The following is a 16,352-nucleotide window of genomic DNA, read 5'->3' on the forward strand; positions in this document are numbered from 1 at the left end:
CAGGGTAGGTAATACGGTCTCGGGCTCAGCCGGGGAGGCCCAGCAGAGCACCCAGGCTGGCCAGGCTGACGCCCGGGCTCTGCAGGACGCTCGGCATGCCCTGCGCGGCGCGCAGGCTGGCCAGTTCCTCGGCCGACCGGCCCGCGTTGGCCGCGACTTCGCCCTGCGACGGGATCTGGGGGACCCCGTTGTACGGCACGTTCTGCGAACCGCGGACGTTGATCGGGCTGCCCTTCGGTTCGGCGCAGTACGCGTCGTCCTTCGGGGCGCGGGGCGTGGTGTCGGTGCCTTCGCGGTACTTGTCGAGGCCGATGTAGCCCTTGGTGCACGAAGGCGGGTTGAACAGGTTGAGCGCGAGGCCCAGGTGCGCGGTGCCGTCCTTGGCGACGCTGTTGGCGCCGGCGGCCAGCAGCGGATAGGTCACCAGGCCCTGCTCCAGCCCGTCGAGCCGGGTCACCAGCAGGTTCGACGTGGTGAGCAGGTTCGCGGTCAGCGCGCCCAGCCCCGGCCCCGATTCCGCCAGCACCTCGCTGATCTGGGTGGCCACCTGCGGGGTGATCCCGATCAGTTTCCGGATGTCGGCGTCGGAGTTCTTCAGCGTGCCCGAAAGCTTGTTGAGGTCGGCGCTGAACGACTTCATCGAGCTCGCCATGTCGTTCTGCGTGTCGAGGACCTGCCCGCCCTTTTCCAGCAGCTGCACGGTCTGCGGCAGGTATTCCTGCGCCGTCGCGGTGAAGCTGCGCGCGGTGTCGAGCAGCCGCTGCAGGTCCGGACCGGTGCCGTTGAACGCGTTGTACGACTCGTCGACGACCTTGCGCAGCGAGTCGGTCGGCACCGACGCCGCGAGGCTGTCGAGGTCGCCGATGAGCTGTTCGGTGGGCACCGGGGTCTTGACCCGGTCGGCCGGGATGACCGCGCCCGGCTTCAGGAACGGCCCCTTGTCGCCCTTGGGCCGCAGGTCGACGAACTGCTCGCCGACCGCGGACCGGTTCGCGACAACGGCGTCGAGGTCGCTCGGCACGTCCGGGGCGTCCGGGGCGATGTTGAGGTCGGCTTCCAGCCCGGTCTTGGTCAGGCGCAGTTCGCCGACGCGGCCGATGTTGAAGCCGCGGTAGGTGACTTCGGCGTTCTGGAAGATGCCGCCGGACTGCTTGAGTTCGAGCTTCACCGTGTAGCCCTCGTCGCCGAAGACCTGGCCGAGGCCGGCGAAGCGGATGAGCGCGTACACGATCGCGACCACGGAAATGATCACGAACGCGACCAGCTGGATCTTCGTCCTCCGGACCAGCATCAGCCCGCACCTCCCGAAAGCAGGCCGAAGATCCCGGCGGGTCCGGTCTGTTGCGGCCGCCCGCCGCCCTGTGTCGTACCCGTCGGGGCACCGCCGGTGCCGCCGACGCTGTCGGGGATCGGCAGCGGCGGGTTCACCCCCGGTCCCTCGGTCCCACCGGTCAGCCCCGGCACGGGGATGACGTCCTGGAGCGGGTTCTGCCGGCTACGGCCGAGGTTCGCGAGGATCTCCTTGAGGTTCAGGTCGACCTTCGCGAACAGGTTGAAGTAGTCGCCCTTGACGCCGTCGTAGGAGGCGTCGCTGAACGGGAAGGTCAGCAGGATTTCCAACGCCTTGGGCAGATCCGCCCCGGTCTCGCCGAGCTTCTGCAGCGTCGGCTGCAGCGCCTTGAGGTCGGCGACGAGGTCTTCCTTGCTCTTGTTCACCGTGTCGATGGCGACGCCGGAGAGGTTGTCGAGCGCGTTGAGCATGGTCACCAGCTGGCCGCGCTGCTGCTCCAGCACACCGAGGCCGGGGCCGAGGTTGTCGACCGCGCCGACCAGTTTGTCCTTCTGGCCGTTCAGCGTGGACGAGAGCCGGTTCAGCCCGTCGAGCGCCCGCGTGATGTTCGCGGACTGCTTGTCCAGGTTCGTCACCAGCTGGTTGGTGTTGTTCAGCAGCGCCTTGAGTTCCGGCGACCGGCCGCTCGTGGCGTTGTTCAGTTCCTTGGTGATGGTGTTGAGCTGCTCCACGCCACCGCCGTTGAGCAGCAGCGAAAGCGCACCGAGCAGCTCTTCGACCTCGACACTGCGGTTCGTGCGGGCCAGCGGGATCACCGCGTTGTCGGCGAGTTTGCCCTGTCCGTCGGTGGGCGCGGCCAGTTCGACGTATTTCTCGCCGAGCAGGCTCGACTGCCGCACGTTGGCCAGCGCGTTCGCCGGCAGCTTCACGTCGCCGTTGACCCGCAGCGTGACCTCGGCGTTCCAGCCGTCCGGGGTCAGCCCGATCGCCTCGACGCGGCCGATGGCGACCTCGTTGACCTTCACCCCGGCCTGCGGGGTCAGGTCCAGCACGTCCCGGAACTGCACCTTGACCGTGTACGGGTGGTCGCCGAGTTCGGCGCCACCGGGCAGCGGGATGTCGTAGATGCCGCTGAACGCGCAGCCGCTCAACGTCAGCGCCGCGACCGTTCCGGCGGCCGCGAGGGAGAGAATCCTCTTCTTCATCACTTCACCGCCGATCCGTAGAGCTGACCCGCGATGGGGAGCGGAAGCGGCGGCAGCTGGCCCGCCTGCGCGGACTGGATCACCTGCGCGATGGAGGGCAGCGGCACCAGCCCGTCGACCAGTCCGGCGATCCCCTTGCACGCGTCGCCCAGCGCGTCGAGCGCCTCCGGGGTCTGCTTGAGCAGGTTGCACACCATCACCAGCGGCGGCTGGGTGAGCTCGTTCAGGTTGGCCCGCGCGTCGAGCGTGCCCGACGAGGCGTTGTAGGTGTTGACCAGGTTTCCGAGGCCGACCGGGGCGACGTCGAGGATCTCCGCGAGCGCGCCGCGCTGGTCGACGAGCACCTTGGTGACACTGGCCAGCTTGTCCACATTGGACTTGAGCCGGTCGCGGTTCTTCTCGATGAAGCCCTGCACCGCGGTGAGCGTGTCGGACAGCTGCTTCACCGTGGCGGCGAGGTTTTCCCGCTCCCCCGCGAGGAATCCGCTGACGTCGGCGAGCTGACGCTCGAAGTCGCGGACCTGCGAGTCGCTGTTCACCAGCGTCTGGGAGAAGGAGCCGAGGTTCTCGACGGTCTTGAACAGGTCGTCCTTGTTACCCGACAACGTGCCCGCGGCCTGGCCGAGTTTGGTGATCGTGTCGTGCAGTGCCTGCCCGTTGCCGTCGAAGTTCTTCGCGGCGGTGTCGAGCAGGTTCGACAGCGAACCGTTCTTGTTGGCGCCGTTGGGGCCGAGCGATTTGCTGACCCGGGAGAGGCTGGCGGCGAGTTCGTCGACCTCCAGGGGGACCTCGGTGCGGTCGAGGCCGATGACGGCGCCGTCGTCGATTCGCGGGCCACCCTTGTAGGCCGGGGCGAGCTGCACGTAGCGGTCGCTGACCAGCGACGGCGACACGATGATCGCCTTGGCGTCCGCGGGCACCGCCACCGAACGGTCGTATTCGAGTTCGACGCGAACCTGGTTGCCCATCGGCTGGATCTTGGTGATCGTGCCCATGTCCACGCCGAGCATGCGGACGCTGTTGCCCTCGTAGAGGCCGACGGCTCCGGCGAAGTAGGCGGTCAGGTGGTTGCGGCCGGCGTCCTTGAGCGTCCACCACAGCGCGCCGGCGACCACCAGCGCGAGCACGATCGCGATCGTGAAACCGCGCGTGAGGCTTTGTCCGAGACGGGTACTCATTTGTCGTAGCACCCCTTCTCGTTGATCGGCCCGAACGACGGGAGCACGAGACCGCAGATGTAGTTGTCGAACCAGCGGCCGTTGCCGATCGTGTTGGTGAACACCCGGATGAACGGCGCGAACCGCGCGATGCCCTGGCCGAGCGCGTCCTGGTTGCGCTGCAGCATCGAAGTCAGCTGGTCGAGCTGGGTGAGCACCGGGTCGAGCTGCGCGTCGTTGTCGTCGACCAGACCCTTCAGCTGGGTGGCCAGATTGCGCGAACCGTCCAGCAGCGCGGAGATCGCGTCCTTGCGGCGCGACACCTCCCCGAGCAGCTTGTTGCCATCGGCCAGGAGCTTCTGGAACTCGGCGTCGCGGTCGACGAGCGTCTGCGAGACCTGCCGCGTGTTCGCGAGCAGCGTCGACAACTGCGTGTCCCGCGAAGCGATCGTGTCCGAGAGGCGGGAAAGACCCGTCAAGGCGCCCTTCACGTCGGCCGGGGTGTCGGCGAAGGTGTCCGTGATGACGTCGAAGCTCTTCGCCAGCTGCGTGGTGTCGATGTCGTCGACGGTCTGCGAAAGCCCGCGGAAGGCGTCGAGGACGTCGAACGGCGAGACCGTCCGGTCACGCGGGATGGTCGCGCTCGGATCCAGCGTGCGCTGCCCCTGCGGGTCCAGCGCCAGGTACTTCTGGCCGAGCACCGTCTTGATCTTGATCGCCGCGCTGGTCTTGTCACCCAGCCAGGCGTCCTTGACCTTGAAGGAGATCCGGACCTTGTCGCCGTCGAGCTTGATCTCGGAGACCTTGCCGACCTTCACCCCGGCGACCCGGACGTCGTTGTCCTCCTGCAGGCCCGAAGCCTCGGAGAAGTCCGCGCTGTAGGTCGTCCCGCCGCCGATCACGGGCAGGTCCTCGGAGTTGAGCGCGGCGAGGAAACCGAGCAGCAGCACCGAGATGCCGACGAGCGCGATCGGGATCGGATTGCGTTTCTGGAACGACTTCATGCCGTGCACCTCGCCCGGTTGACCGGCAGCAGCGGCAGGTTGATCGGTTCGTTGATCAGCGGAGGCAGGGCGACGGCTCCTGACAATTCACAGGCGAAGAAGTTGAACCAGGATCCGTAGTCGGCGGTGCGGGTCAGCGCCGTCACCTTCTGCGGCATGAACTGGATGAAGTGCTCGACGATCGGCTGGCTGTCGTTGAGGTTCTTGGTCAGGTCGCCGAGCGCCGCGATGTCCTTCTTGAGCGGCTCGCGAGCCTCACCGAGCAGCCCGGACGTCGTCTGCGCGAGTGTCCCGAGCGAATCGATGGCGTCACCGATCGGCTCGCGGTCCGCGGCCAGCCCCGAGACCAGCTGCTGCAGCTTGACGATCAGGTCGTTCAGCTGCGGCGTGTGCGCGTTGACCGTGTCGAGCACCGAGTTCAGGTTGTCGATGACCTCACCGATCACCTGGTCCTTGTCGGAGATCGTGGTCGCCAGCGAAGCGGTGTGCTGCAGCAGGCTTTCGATCGTGCCGCCCTCGCCCTGCAGGACCTGGATGACCTCGTAGGACAGCTTGTTGATGTCGTCCGGGTTGAGCGCGGTGAACAGCGGTTTGAACCCGTTGAACAGCTGCGTCAGGTCGAGCGCAGGCGTGGTCCGCTCCAGCGGGATGTTCCCGCCGGGTTCCAGCGTCTTGCCGGAGGAGTCGGTGCCCTGCCCGAGGGAGAGGTAGCGCTGGCCGACCAGGTTCCGGAACTTGATCTGCGCGGTCACCCCGGCGGGCAGTTTGCGGCCGGCGTCCACTTCGAACTCGATCTCGGCCTGGCGCCGGTCGACGATGCGGACCTCCTTGACCTGCCCCACCCGGACGCCGGCGATGCGGACGTCGTCGTTGGGCAGCACCAGGGTCGCGTCGCTGAAGCGCGCCTTGTAGGCGTTGGTGCTGGTGGTGTTGATGTTGGCGATGCTGATCCCGAGGATCGTCGTGAACAGCACGGTGATCACGACGAAGACGCAGAGTTTGATCAGCGGTGCGAGCAGTCCCCTCACTGGACGTGCACCTCCGCTCCCCGGTAGAGCGGGCCGACGAGCAGCGAGCCCCAGCCAGGCACGTCCGAGGCGGACATGCCGACCTGCGGGGCGACCAGCTGCGCGAGGAAGTCCGACTCCGATGTGCTGAAGGTCGGGTTACCGGCGGGCGCGCCGCCGCCGTTGCCGTTGTAGCCGCCGTAGTTCGCGGCGTTGTTGGACGGCGAGAGACCGTCGTTGGCCGACCGGGCGGGCGCCTTGTGCGTCGTGCCGTCCTGGATCGGGCCGTCGGGGGGATCCTGCGGGAACGGGTCCGGGAACTGCTTCAGGTCGTAGCAGCGCGGACCGCGCTTGTCCTCGAACTTCGGCTCGTCCTTGCCGGGCAGGTACGGGCCGCGGTTGACGGTGATCTCGATGGTCGCGTGCAGACCCGGCCGGTCGGTGCCCTTGCCGAGCGCCTGGTCGATCTTCGGCAGGACGTCCGCCATCTGCCCGATCACGCACGGATACTCCGGCGCGTACTTCGCCAGCAGTTCCGCCGTCGGGCGGGCACTGTCGGCGAGACGGATCAGGTTGTCGGCGTTGTTCCGCAGGAAGGTGTGCAGATCGACCGAGGCCTGGGTGACGCTGCCGTAGAGGTTCTGCAGGTTCATCTTCTGGTCGACCACGGTGCGCGTCGTGGTGCTCAGGTTGTCCAGCGTCTGCACCAGATCCGGCGCGACGGCGCTGAAGTTGTCCGAGAACTCCGCGAGCTCCTTGAGGTTCTGCTGGAGCTGGGGCACGTGCGGGTTCAGGTCGCCGACGTAGGTGCCGAGCTGCGCGAGGGTGTCGCCGAGCTGGTCGCCGCGGCCGTTGAGCGCGGTGGAGATCGCCGAAAGCGTGCTCGACAGCTTCTGCGGCTGGACGGCCTGGAGTACGGGCATCAGATGGGCGAAGGCCTGTTCGAGTTCGACCGCGCTGGACGTGCGGTCCTGGGTGATCACGTCGCCCGCGGCGATCGTCTTCGACGACGGCTCGTCCGGGATCTCCAGGGAAACGAAACGCTCCCCGAACAACGTCTTCGGCAGGAATCGCGCGGAAACGTTCTGGGGGATCAGTTTCGCCGACTCCGGATTCAGCGCGAGGGTGAGTTCCGCGCCGTCCGGCGTCGCGGTGATGTCCTGCACCGAACCGACGATGAGGCCACGGACCTTCACGTCGGACTGCTTCAGCAACTGGTTCCCGATGCTGCTCGACTGCAGCTTCACGCTCACGACGGGTGTGAAGGCCTTCTTGTACAGCGCGATGCTCAGCGCCACACCGCCGATGAGCACGGCGACCAAGAGCAGGCCCAACAACCTGCGCCGGACTGTCGCGATCATCCTGCGATCCTCACCGTGACGTCGGTTCCCCAGATCGCGAAACCGATGAAGAAGTTCATGATGGACACCGTGACGATGCTCAGCCGGACCGCCTTACCGACCGCGACACCGACACCGGCGGGGCCACCGGAGGCCCGGTAACCGAAATAGCAATGGGACAGGATGATCAAGACGCTGAACAACAGCACCTTGATGAACGAATACAACACATCCTGTGGTGGTAGGAACAGGTCGAAGTAATGGTCGTAGGTACCCGCTGACTGGTTGTAGATGTAGATAACGACCAACCGGGACGCCAGATACGAACTCAACAGGCCGATCACGTACAGCGGGATGACCGCGACGAAACCGGCGATGATCCGCGTCGTCACCAGATACGGCAGGCTCGGCACACCCATCACTTCGAGCGCGTCGATCTCCTCGGAGATCCGCATCGCGCCGAGCTGGGCGGTGAAACCGGCGCCGACCGTCGCCGACAGCGCGAGGCCCGCGACCAGCGGCGCGATCTCGCGGGTGTTGAAGAACGCGGTCAGGAAGCCGGTGAAGGCCGAGGTGCCGATCGAGTTCAACGCCGAGTAGCCCTGCAGACCGACGAGGACACCGGTGAACAGCGTCAGGCCGACCATCACGCCGACAGTGCCGCCGATGACCGCGAGCGAGCCGGAACCGAAGCTCACCTCGGCCAGCAGCCGCAGGACCTCTTTGGTGTAGCGGCGCAACGTCCGCGGCGTCCACAGCAACGCGCGGCCGTAGAAGGACATCTGGTCGCCGAGGTTGTCCAGCGTCTGCAATGGACGGTTGGCGACCCGCTTGGCGCCCTGGAGGAAGGTCATGCGTCAGTCCAGCTTTCCGGGCACGATCTGCAGGTAGATCAGCGTGATCACGAAGTTCACCACGAACAGCATGAGGAACGTGATGACGACCGACTGGTTCACCGCGTCCCCGACGCCCTTCGGGCCACCGGACGGGTTCAGTCCCCGGTACGAGGCGACGACCGCGGCGATGAAGCCGAAGATCAGCGCCTTCAGCTCGCCGACCCAGAGGTCCGGCAGCTGCGCCAGCGCGGAGAAGCTCGCCAGGTACGCACCCGGCGTACCGCCCTGGAGGACGACGTTGAAGAAGTAGCCACCGAGCACGCCGATGACGCTGACCATGCCGTTGAGCAGGAGCGCCACCAGCATCATCGCGAGCACACGCGGCACGATCAGCCGCTGCACCGCGGAGACGCCGAGCACCTCCATGGCGTCGATCTCTTCACGGATCGTCCGCGCGCCGATGTCGGCACAGACGGCGCTACCGCCCGCGCCCGCCACCAGCAGCGCGGTGACCAGCGGACTGGCCTGCTGCACGGTGGCGAGCACCGACCCGGCGCCCGTGTACGACTGGGCGCCGAGCTGGCGGGCGAGCGAACCGAACTGAAGCGAGATGACCGCGCCGAACGGGATCGCGACGAGCGCCGTCGGCAGGATCGTGACACTCGCGATGAACCAGGCCTGCTGGATGAACTCCCGCAGCTGGAACGGGCGCTGGAAGATGCCACGAACGATGTCGAGGCCGAGAGCGAACAGGTTCCCGGTCTCGCGCAACATGCCGATCCCGGGAATCTTCGCCGATGAAGCCGAAGAGCTCACGCGCCACCTGACCCCGGATCATGTGGCCGCATACGGTGGTTGCCCGGTCTCCCCGGATGCGGGATGGAGGCGACCTGATCGTCGGGCAACTGGCCTTGGTGGTGGTTCGGCACGGGGCCGTCGCCCTGGCTCGAACGGTGTCCGGCGGCGGCGAGCCGCTGCGGGCGGACACCGTAGCGCTGCTGCTCCTCCGGGGAGAGCGACTCGATGATGCTCTGCTGCGCCTCGTGCGGGAGACCGGACAGGATCTGCATGACGCGGTCCTTACGGCGGACCGCGCCCATCCGGGTCGGCACGCCGGGCGTCGGCTGCATCTGCGGCGGCACCCCGCTGACGTCCTCGACACCGCCCGCGTGGTGACCGGCCTCGAACATCGCGCGTTCGGCGGCGAGCTGGGCCGAGTCCTTCTCCTCGCTCATGCCGATGGGGCCGTCCATCTTGCCGTTGAGGAACTGCTTGACGACCGGCTCCTCGCTGGTCAGCAGCACCTCGCGCGGACCGAACATGACCAGTTCCTTGCGGAACAGCATGCCCAGGTTGTCCGGGACGGTGCGGGCGAGGTTGATGTTGTGCGTGACGATCAGGAACGTCGCGTCGATCTGCGCGTTGACGTCCAGGAAGAGCTGGGAGATGTAAGTGGTGCGGACCGGGTCGAGACCGGAGTCCGGTTCGTCGACCAGGATGATCTGCGGGTCCAGCACCAGGGCGCGGGCGAGGCCGGCGCGTTTGCGCATACCGCCGGAGATCTCGCCGGGCAGCTTCTTGTCGGCGCCGTTGAGACCGGTCATCTCAAGCTTCTCGAGGACGATCCGGCGAACCTCGGTCTCCGACTTCTTCGTGTGCTCGCGCAGAGGGAACGCCACGTTGTCGTAGAGATTCATCGAGCCGAACAGCGCGCCGTCCTGGAAGAGGACGCCGAAGAGCTTCCGGACCTCGTAAAGCTGGTGTTCGGAGCACGTCACGATGTCGACGCCGTTGATCATGCAACGGCCCTTGTCCGGCTTGAGCAGCCCGATCATCGACTTCAAGAAGACGGACTTACCGGTTCCGGACGGACCGAGCATCGCCGAGACCTCGCCCGGGGGCAGGGTCAGCGTGACGTCCCGCCAGATGGCCTGCTTACCGAAGGACTTCGAAAGACCTTCGATGACCACCTCGGCACCCATCGCACCTCCAGGAGCTGTTCCGCGTCGTCGCGCACTGCTTTCCCGTGCCACTGGCTCGGAGAAGCGCATGCGTCCGCGCAGCGATACCCGCGTCAACCAGGTGCAACGAGCTGAGTGCGAACAGGTTACTCACCAGTTTTCTTTTCTGGCCAGACCCGCGGGTAACTTTTCGCGCAGCCCGCTGCCGGCCCGTGCACCGCTTGCAGCACCGTAGTGCACGTCACCCCCGCGCGCAGATCCACAACTCGGTCGCTCCCCAGGTCGGAGCGCTGCGCGCGTCGCGATTAGCCCGCTAAACGCAGGTCAGCGCCCCCCGCTCCGCTGCCCCCGCTCTCCTCCGCTGCTCCTGCGCTCGCCGCCGCCGGATCGCGTTTAGCCCGCTAAACGCGATCCGGTCGCCCTGATACTTAGCCTGCCTACGCGTCGCGATTAGGGGGCTAAACGCAGGTCGGAGCGGGGTCGGGGACAGCGAAAGGGGCGGGCATCCGTAGTGGATGCCCGCCCCTTCGGCGATGCTGCGGTAGGCGCTGACGCGCCCGGGATCACTTGATGGTGATCTTGGCGCCCGCGGCCTCGAGCTTCTCCTTGGCGGCCTCGGCGGCCTCCTTGTCGACCTTCTCCAGGAGGGCCTTGGGAGCGGCCTCGACCAGCTCCTTGGCCTCCTTCAGGCCCAGACCCGAGACGACCTCACGGACGACCTTGATGACCTGGATCTTCTTGTCACCGGCGGACTCGAGAACGACGTCGAACTCGTCCTGCTCCTCGGCGGCGGCCGGGGCGGCGCCGACCGGGCCGGCGGCGACGACGGCAGCCGGGGCGGCCGCGGTCACGTCGAAGGTGGTCTCGAATTCCTTCACGAACTCGGACAGCTCAAGAAGGGTGAGCTCCTTGAAGGCGTCGATCAGCTCGGTGGTGCTCAGCTTCGCCATGGTGGCTTTCCTCTCTGAAACGAACTAAAAGTTCGGGATGGGGGGGGTTGTTCAGCTCTCGGCGGGTGCTTCGGCTGCTTCGGTACCGGCGTTGCGCTGCTTGTCCTCCAGCGCGGCAGCCAGGCGAGCGACCTGGGACGCCGGCGCCTGGAACAGCGCGGCGGCCTGGGACAGCTTCGCCTTGAACGCGCCCGCCGCCTTGGCGAGCAGGACCTCACGGCTGTCGAGATCGGCGATCTGGTTGATCTCGGCCACGGACAGCATCTTGCCGTCCATGAAGCCGCCCTTGATCACAAGCGCGTTGTTGTCCTTCGCGAAGTCGCGAAGCGCCTTCGCGGCGTCAACAGCTTCACCTTCGACGAAGGCGATGGCGGTCGGGCCGACGAACAGGTCTTCGAGGCCCTCGATGCCCGCGTCCGTGGCGGCACGCTTGACGAGGGTGTTCTTCGCGACCCGGTACTTGGCACTGGTGCCGAGAGCGCGGCGCAGCTGGGACAGCTGGGACACGGAGAGGCCGGTGTACTGGGTAACGACTGTGGCCGAGCTGGTGCGGAAACGCTCCGCGATCTCGGCGACGGCCGCTTCCTTGTCAGGCTTCGCCATGGTCGCCTCCTCTCTTGGCTAGTGGTCCACTGGCCTTGAGAGCCCTGAAACGACGAAACGCCCCAGCGCAGACAGGCGCGGGGCGTCAGGGCACGCGACGGTGAACGTCGCAAGCGAGCCTCGTTCCTCCTGCGCGGGTCGCCCGCCCTAGCGGGGCCTTCGTTCTCCAGGCCAGATGACCGGGAGAAGACCAGCGGTCTTCGGTAGAACCTTGACAAGAATACGTGACCCGGTTTCGACTTCGGCGGGACCCCCCCTCAGATCGCGTTTAGCGGGCTAAACGCGACCGGCGGAGTTCCCGGGGAGCAGCGCGAGGCATCATGGTGACGTGGCGGAGCAGCGTGATGACGGAAAGCCGGGCAGTGAGCCCGGCACGGACATCGAGCCCAAGGCGGGAGGTCAGCCCGCGCCTCAGCTGGACGAGGAGCAACTGCGCCAATTCCAGCAGTTTCAGCAGTTCCAGGACTATCTGAAGTTCACCGAGGCGCAGAACCAGGGCATCGTGCCGTCTCAGCCCGCGCAGCCCGTGGCCCAGCCTTACGGACAGCCGCCCGCCCCTCCGGGTCCACCTCCCGGCGAGCTCGTCAAGGCCCCGCGCCCGCGCGCCCCGCGCTGGCTGCGACGCCTGGGCGGGAAGGTCGTCGCCTGGTTGATCGCGATTCTGTTGATCGCCATCGCGGGCACGATCGTCTACCGGCAGATCTTCCCCAGCGATACAGGCAAGACGTCCGAGCAGATCGCCTCGGAAGGCGGCGGCACCTACAAGACGAACAAGATCCTCACCAGCGCATCTCCTTTCGAAGCCGTCCGCAGTGTCTATGACGGCATCGCCCAGCACGGCGCCGGCCAGAAGAGCATGGTCGACCTGGTCTGCGGCAAGTTCGAGGAGAGCACCCAGCAGCAGTTCGCGATCGACGTGAACGCCAAAGATTGCCGAGACGCTGTCGAACGGCTTCACTCCGAAGTCAAGACCGGAGGGATCAACGACTACGCGGAGTCGATCTCGAAGCGGTCTGGCTGGCCACCGGGCGACGTCGTGGTCGTGAAGTCATGCGACTTCACGATCACGGGTGGCCCGGCCCTCGGCGATTTCACTGTCTCCAAGGTCCAGAACAGCCAGTGGCTGATCACCGGCCACGCCCCTGGGCCCAAGACCTGCCCTCCGCCGGCCCCCTCCACCACACCCAGCTGATCACGATTAGCCCGCTAAACGCAGGTCGGGGCAGATCGCGATTAGCCCGCTAAACGCAGGTCAGAGGTCGTGCGAAGTGAGGAAGCCGGTCAGGGCGGAGCTGAAGGCGGGGTGCATGACGGCGGTCATGTGATCGCCGGGGATGCGGACCAGGCGGGCGCCGGCGATGGCGGCGGCCAGGCGTTCGGGTTCGGCGGCCAGCGGGTCGGTGTCGCCGGCGAGGACGAGGGTCGGGACGGCGATGGCCGTCAGGTCCAGTTTCGGGTTCGCCGTGCCGCGCGCGACCGCGGCGAGGGCGACGCGGTCGGCGCGCAATGCGTCGGCCAGAGCCCTGAAGGGCGCTGAAGACGGCGGAAGCGTCGAGGCATCCGTAGCGAGCAGAGCCTCGCTGATCGCCTCCGGCGTGACGACTCGCGTGTCGACGCCGCCGAAGTCGACGATCCCCGAGCCGACGCCGCCGATCGCGACGCACCGGATCCGCGGGTCGGCGGCCACCGCGCCGAGCGCGATCATCGCGCCCATCGAATAGCCGACCATCGACACCTCGTCGAGTCCCAGCTCATCGAGCAGGGCCGACACGTCGCGGACCATCGCGTCGTCGCCGTAGCTCGCCTCGTCGTGCGGTTTCGCCGAGCGTCCATGTCCGCGCGCGTCGAGGCTGATCACGGTCAGACCCGCCACCTGGAGGGCGGAGACGACGCCGGGCGCGATCCAGTTGGCGTTCGTGTCGGCGGCGAAGCCGTGCTGCAGGAGCACGGGACGCCCTTCGCCCTTCCAGACGGTGTAGCTCAGCTGGAGCCCGTCGAACGACGCGAAGGTAGGCATGCCCTCCAGCAAACACGAAAAAGGGGCGGCCCCGCTGTAGCGGGACCGCCCCTTTCTCAGTGATGTCTAACTCAGACTCACGCGTCCTCGGAAAGGAGGTTGCGGGTCCGGGCGGGGTCGACCGGGACACCCGGGCCCATCGTCGTGGAGATCGTGACCTTCTTCAGGTAGCGACCCTTGGCCGACGACGGCTTGGCGCGGAGGATCTCGTCCAGCGCGGCCGCGTAGTTCTCCACCAGTTTCTCGGTGTCGAACGACGCCTTGCCGATCACGAAGTGCAGGTTGGCCTGCTTGTCGACGCGGAAGTTGATCTTACCGCCCTTGATGTCCGTCACGGCCTTCGCGACCGCGGGGGTCACGGTGCCGGTCTTCGGGTTCGGCATCAGGCCACGCGGGCCGAGGATGCGGGCGATACGTCCGACCTTGGCCATCTGGTCCGGCGTCGCGATCGCGGCGTCGAAGTCGAGCCAGCCACCCTGGATGCGCTCGATCAGTTCGTCGGTACCGACCACGTCCGCGCCGGCGGCTTCGGCCTCGGCGGCCTTGTCACCGACGGCGAAAACGATGACGCGAGCGGTCTTACCGGTGCCGTGCGGCAGGTTCACGGTGCCGCGGACCATCTGGTCGGCCTTACGAGGGTCGACACCGAGGCGCATGGCGACCTCGACGGTGGCGTCCATCTTCGTCTTGGAGGTCTCCTTGGCCAGCTTGGCGGCCTCGAGCGGGGCGTACAGCCGCTCACGGTCCACCAGCTCGAGGGCCTGACGGTAGGCCTTGCTGTGCTTGGTCATGCTTCTGTCCTCAACTCTTCAAAACGGATCAGTGTGGTGTTGGAGCCAGCACTGGCTCTCCCACGTGGTGCTGGAAAAACTGCGTCAGTCGACGACCGTGATGCCCATGGAGCGGGCGGTGCCGGCGATGATCTTCGCGGCCTGGTCGATGTCGTGCGCGTTCAGGTCGGTTTCCTTGGTCTTCGCGATGTCGCGGACCTGGTCCCAAGTGACCTTGGCGACCTTGGTCTTGTGCGGCTCGCCGGAACCCTTCTCCACGCCCGCGGCCTTCAGCAGCAGCTTCGCGGCCGGCGGCGTCTTGAGCTTGAAGTCGAACGAACGGTCTTCGTACACGGAGATCTCGACCGGGACGACGTCCCCGCGCTGCGACTCGGTCGCGGCGTTGTAGGCCTTGCAGAACTCCATGATGTTGACGCCGTGCTGACCCAGCGCGGGGCCGACCGGCGGCGCGGGGTTGGCCGCACCCGCCTTGATCTGCAGCTTGATGATCGCCGCAAGCTTCTTCTTCTTGGGTGGCATTTCGTTTGTTCCTTCTTACTGACTTGAGTCCCCCGCACACCTGCCAGTACGCGGGGACTGCCGGCCGTCTGGCGGCCGTCAGATCTTGGAGACCTGGTTGAACGACAGCTCGACCGGGGTCTCCCGGCCGAAGATCGACACCAGGACCTTCAGCTTCTGCCCGTCCACGTTGACCTCGGAGATCGTCGCGGGCAGCGTCGCGAACGGGCCGTCCATGACGGTGACCGACTCGCCGATCTCGAAGTCGACCTCGACAGCGGGACCGCCCAGCTGCGACTCCGACGCGGCGGCCTCGCCCTTGCCGGGCTTGGCGGGCGCGGCGGCCTCGACCTTGGGCGCGAGGAACTTCAGCACCTCGTCCACGGTCAGCGGCGACGGACGCGAAGTGGCACCGACGAACCCGGTGACGCCCGGCGTGTTGCGCACCGCGCTCCACGAGGCGTCGTTCAGGTCCATCCGGACCAGGATGTAGCCGGGCAGCACCTTGCGCTGCACCTGCTTGCGCTGGCCGTTCTTGATCTCGGTGACCTCTTCGGTCGGGACCTCGATCTGGAAGATGTAGTCCTCGACGTCCAGCGTCTGGGTACGGGTCTCGAGGTTGGTCTTCACCTTGTTCTCGTAGCCCGCGTAGGAGTGCACGACGTACCACTCACCGGGAGCGGCGTTGAGTTCCGCGCGCAGCTTCGCGACCGGGTCGACGTCCTCTTCGGCCTCGGGCTCGGCAGCGGTGTCGTCAGCCTCTTCGGTTTCGGCGGAGGCCTCGTCGGCTTCCGCGGCATCTCCGGCTTCGTCGACCTCGTCGCCTGCGGCGGGCACCTCGACGGAGTCCAGGTGCTCGGACTGCTCGTCGCCGAGTGCCGCGTGCACCTGCTCGTCGGAAAGCTCGGTCAGCTCATGACCGGCTGCTGTGCCGTTGTCGGAGGTCACGTTCCGTCCTCTCAGTTGATCGCTTGCCGTGGCGCCGGGCAGGCGAGCGGTGCGCTCAAGGCACCGTCACCGGTTGCCTCAGCTGCCGAAAACGGCACCCACGACCTCTTTGAAGGCGAGGTCGAGGCCGCTCACCAGCGCCACCATGAACACCACGAAGACCAGCACCACCGCGGTGTAGGTGACCATCTGCTTGCGGTTCGGCCAGATGACCTTGCGCAGCTCGGCCCAGACCTCGCGGATGAAGCGCATCAGCCGGGCGAAGATCGACGCCTGCTTCGGCTTGCGGTCGCGCTTCGCGGTCGCCGTGCCCTTGGCGTCCTTGGGTTTCTCGGTCTTGTCCCCGGCCTTCGCCTTGCCGGCGGGGCGGGTCTTGTCGTCCGACTTGGCGTCGGCCTTACCGGACGGGCGCGCGGACGCACGGCGCTCACGCCGGGCAGCGGCGGTCACCGGGCGGGACTGCTCGTCGGGCTTCTGCCCGGCGCCGTCCTGCGCCTTCTCACCGCTGGCGTCGCTGTCGCTCACGACCACTCCTCCGCCTTCACCAGTTCGCTTACGCAGGGGTGACAGGACTTGAACCTGCAACCTGCGGTTTTGGAGACCGCTGCTCTGCCAATTGAGCTACACCCCTTTGGAACCCCGATGCTCTGGGGCTCCCGAGGACGCATTCCATCGTCCCCACCGCCGTGGCGGGGATGACCGTAGTGCGTACCGAGACCAGAAGTCTACGGCAACCCCCGAACA

General features: G+C 66.9%; 17 protein-coding genes and 1 tRNA gene. 1 reads left to right on the forward strand and 17 read right to left on the reverse strand.

Annotation, left to right across the window (positions count from 1 at the left end; translation table 11 throughout):
- Positions 1 to 25 precede the first annotated feature (25 nt).
- From H5J31_RS07850 to rplJ, 11 genes are all read right to left on the reverse strand, one after another.
- Positions 26 to 1,291 carry an MCE family protein gene (locus H5J31_RS07850; RefSeq protein WP_181771802.1) on the reverse strand — a complete coding sequence of 422 codons (1,266 nt, stop codon included), beginning with the start codon at positions 1,289 to 1,291 and terminating at the stop codon, positions 26 to 28.
- A complete protein-coding gene (locus tag H5J31_RS07855; protein ID WP_181771803.1) occupies positions 1,291 to 2,496 on the reverse strand; it encodes an MCE family protein in 1,206 nt (401 codons plus the stop codon). The genes H5J31_RS07850 and H5J31_RS07855 overlap by 1 nt, the downstream gene beginning before the upstream one ends.
- Positions 2,496 to 3,674, reverse strand: a complete 1,179-nt coding sequence (locus H5J31_RS07860; protein ID WP_181771804.1) for an MCE family protein — start codon at positions 3,672 to 3,674, stop codon at positions 2,496 to 2,498. The genes H5J31_RS07855 and H5J31_RS07860 overlap by 1 nt, the downstream gene beginning before the upstream one ends.
- Entirely contained in the window at positions 3,671 to 4,657 is a 987-nt protein-coding gene (locus H5J31_RS07865; RefSeq protein ID WP_181771805.1) for an MCE family protein, read from the reverse strand. The genes H5J31_RS07860 and H5J31_RS07865 overlap by 4 nt, the downstream gene beginning before the upstream one ends.
- Positions 4,654 to 5,685, reverse strand: a complete 1,032-nt coding sequence (locus H5J31_RS07870) for an MCE family protein (RefSeq protein WP_181771806.1) — start codon at positions 5,683 to 5,685, stop codon at positions 4,654 to 4,656. The genes H5J31_RS07865 and H5J31_RS07870 overlap by 4 nt, the downstream gene beginning before the upstream one ends.
- Complete coding sequence (locus H5J31_RS07875; RefSeq protein WP_181771807.1) at positions 5,682 to 7,025, reverse strand: MCE family protein; 1,344 nt, start codon at positions 7,023 to 7,025, stop codon at positions 5,682 to 5,684. The genes H5J31_RS07870 and H5J31_RS07875 overlap by 4 nt, the downstream gene beginning before the upstream one ends.
- Complete coding sequence (locus H5J31_RS07880; RefSeq protein ID WP_005152080.1) at positions 7,022 to 7,858, reverse strand: MlaE family ABC transporter permease; 837 nt, start codon at positions 7,856 to 7,858, stop codon at positions 7,022 to 7,024. Before H5J31_RS07880 ends, H5J31_RS07875 begins: the two co-directional genes overlap by 4 nt.
- 3 nt (positions 7,859 to 7,861) lie before the next feature.
- Positions 7,862 to 8,614, reverse strand: a complete 753-nt coding sequence (locus H5J31_RS07885) for an MlaE family ABC transporter permease (protein WP_020633292.1) — start codon at positions 8,612 to 8,614, stop codon at positions 7,862 to 7,864.
- Positions 8,615 to 8,652: 38 nt separating this feature from the next.
- Positions 8,653 to 9,822 carry an ABC transporter ATP-binding protein gene (locus H5J31_RS07890; protein WP_181771808.1) on the reverse strand — a complete coding sequence of 390 codons (1,170 nt, stop codon included), beginning with the start codon at positions 9,820 to 9,822 and terminating at the stop codon, positions 8,653 to 8,655.
- A gap of 542 nt (positions 9,823 to 10,364) precedes the next feature.
- Positions 10,365 to 10,751: a 50S ribosomal protein L7/L12 gene (gene rplL, locus H5J31_RS07895; protein WP_181771809.1), complete on the reverse strand. Its 387-nt coding sequence runs from the start codon at positions 10,749 to 10,751 to the stop codon at positions 10,365 to 10,367.
- A gap of 51 nt (positions 10,752 to 10,802) precedes the next feature.
- On the reverse strand, positions 10,803 to 11,354 hold the full coding sequence (rplJ, locus tag H5J31_RS07900; RefSeq protein ID WP_181771810.1) for a 50S ribosomal protein L10: 552 nt from the start codon (positions 11,352 to 11,354) through the stop codon (positions 10,803 to 10,805).
- Positions 11,355 to 11,682: 328 nt separating this feature from the next.
- Here rplJ and H5J31_RS07905 point away from each other — a divergent pair, with 328 nt between their 5' ends.
- A complete protein-coding gene (locus H5J31_RS07905) occupies positions 11,683 to 12,546 on the forward strand; it encodes a hypothetical protein (RefSeq protein WP_181771811.1) in 864 nt (287 codons plus the stop codon).
- A gap of 60 nt (positions 12,547 to 12,606) precedes the next feature.
- Here the strand turns inward: H5J31_RS07905 and H5J31_RS07910 are convergent, their stop codons facing one another.
- The 6 genes from H5J31_RS07910 to H5J31_RS07935 all read right to left on the reverse strand — a co-directional run bounded on the left by H5J31_RS07910 (position 12,607) and on the right by H5J31_RS07935 (position 16,239).
- Positions 12,607 to 13,371, reverse strand: coding sequence for an alpha/beta fold hydrolase (locus H5J31_RS07910; RefSeq protein ID WP_181771812.1), 765 nt, complete (start codon positions 13,369 to 13,371; stop codon positions 12,607 to 12,609).
- 77 nt (positions 13,372 to 13,448) lie between these two features.
- A complete protein-coding gene (rplA, locus tag H5J31_RS07915; RefSeq protein ID WP_181771813.1) occupies positions 13,449 to 14,162 on the reverse strand; it encodes a 50S ribosomal protein L1 in 714 nt (237 codons plus the stop codon).
- Between the two features lie 84 nt (positions 14,163 to 14,246).
- Positions 14,247 to 14,681, reverse strand: coding sequence for a 50S ribosomal protein L11 (gene rplK / locus H5J31_RS07920; protein ID WP_181771814.1), 435 nt, complete (start codon positions 14,679 to 14,681; stop codon positions 14,247 to 14,249).
- Positions 14,682 to 14,759: 78 nt separating this feature from the next.
- A complete protein-coding gene (nusG, locus tag H5J31_RS07925; RefSeq protein ID WP_181771815.1) occupies positions 14,760 to 15,608 on the reverse strand; it encodes a transcription termination/antitermination protein NusG in 849 nt (282 codons plus the stop codon).
- Positions 15,609 to 15,686: 78 nt separating this feature from the next.
- Positions 15,687 to 16,139: a preprotein translocase subunit SecE gene (gene secE, locus H5J31_RS07930; protein WP_181771816.1), complete on the reverse strand. Its 453-nt coding sequence runs from the start codon at positions 16,137 to 16,139 to the stop codon at positions 15,687 to 15,689.
- A 27-nt stretch (positions 16,140 to 16,166) separates the two neighbouring features.
- Positions 16,167 to 16,239: transfer RNA gene (locus H5J31_RS07935), tRNA-Trp, on the reverse strand.
- Positions 16,240 to 16,352: the final 113 nt, after the last annotated feature.

Source organism: Amycolatopsis pittospori (assembly GCF_013870525.1).
GTDB classification, from domain to species: Bacteria; Actinomycetota; Actinomycetes; order Mycobacteriales; family Pseudonocardiaceae; genus Amycolatopsis; species Amycolatopsis pittospori.

What these genes read in the sequence shown, in the direction of transcription:
- H5J31_RS07880 (WP_005152080.1), bottom strand. Translation starts at nt 7,858, where the DNA reads ATGACCTTCCTCCAGGGCGCCAAGCGGGTCGCCAACCGTCCATTGCAG.
- rplA (WP_181771813.1), bottom strand. Translation starts at nt 14,162, where the DNA reads ATGACCAAGCACAGCAAGGCCTACCGTCAGGCCCTCGAGCTGGTGGAC.
- H5J31_RS07885 (WP_020633292.1), bottom strand. Translation starts at nt 8,614, where the DNA reads ATGTTGCGCGAGACCGGGAACCTGTTCGCTCTCGGCCTCGACATCGTT.
- H5J31_RS07865 (WP_181771805.1), bottom strand. Translation starts at nt 4,657, where the DNA reads ATGAAGTCGTTCCAGAAACGCAATCCGATCCCGATCGCGCTCGTCGGC.
- H5J31_RS07850 (WP_181771802.1), bottom strand. Translation starts at nt 1,291, where the DNA reads ATGCTGGTCCGGAGGACGAAGATCCAGCTGGTCGCGTTCGTGATCATT.
- H5J31_RS07875 (WP_181771807.1), bottom strand. Translation starts at nt 7,025, where the DNA reads ATGATCGCGACAGTCCGGCGCAGGTTGTTGGGCCTGCTCTTGGTCGCC.
- rplJ (WP_181771810.1), bottom strand. Translation starts at nt 11,354, where the DNA reads ATGGCGAAGCCTGACAAGGAAGCGGCCGTCGCCGAGATCGCGGAGCGT.
- H5J31_RS07860 (WP_181771804.1), bottom strand. Translation starts at nt 3,674, where the DNA reads ATGAGTACCCGTCTCGGACAAAGCCTCACGCGCGGTTTCACGATCGCG.
- rplL (WP_181771809.1), bottom strand. Translation starts at nt 10,751, where the DNA reads ATGGCGAAGCTGAGCACCACCGAGCTGATCGACGCCTTCAAGGAGCTC.
- rplK (WP_181771814.1), bottom strand. Translation starts at nt 14,681, where the DNA reads ATGCCACCCAAGAAGAAGAAGCTTGCGGCGATCATCAAGCTGCAGATC.
- H5J31_RS07910 (WP_181771812.1), bottom strand. Translation starts at nt 13,371, where the DNA reads ATGCCTACCTTCGCGTCGTTCGACGGGCTCCAGCTGAGCTACACCGTC.
- H5J31_RS07890 (WP_181771808.1), bottom strand. Translation starts at nt 9,822, where the DNA reads ATGGGTGCCGAGGTGGTCATCGAAGGTCTTTCGAAGTCCTTCGGTAAG.
- H5J31_RS07855 (WP_181771803.1), bottom strand. Translation starts at nt 2,496, where the DNA reads ATGAAGAAGAGGATTCTCTCCCTCGCGGCCGCCGGAACGGTCGCGGCG.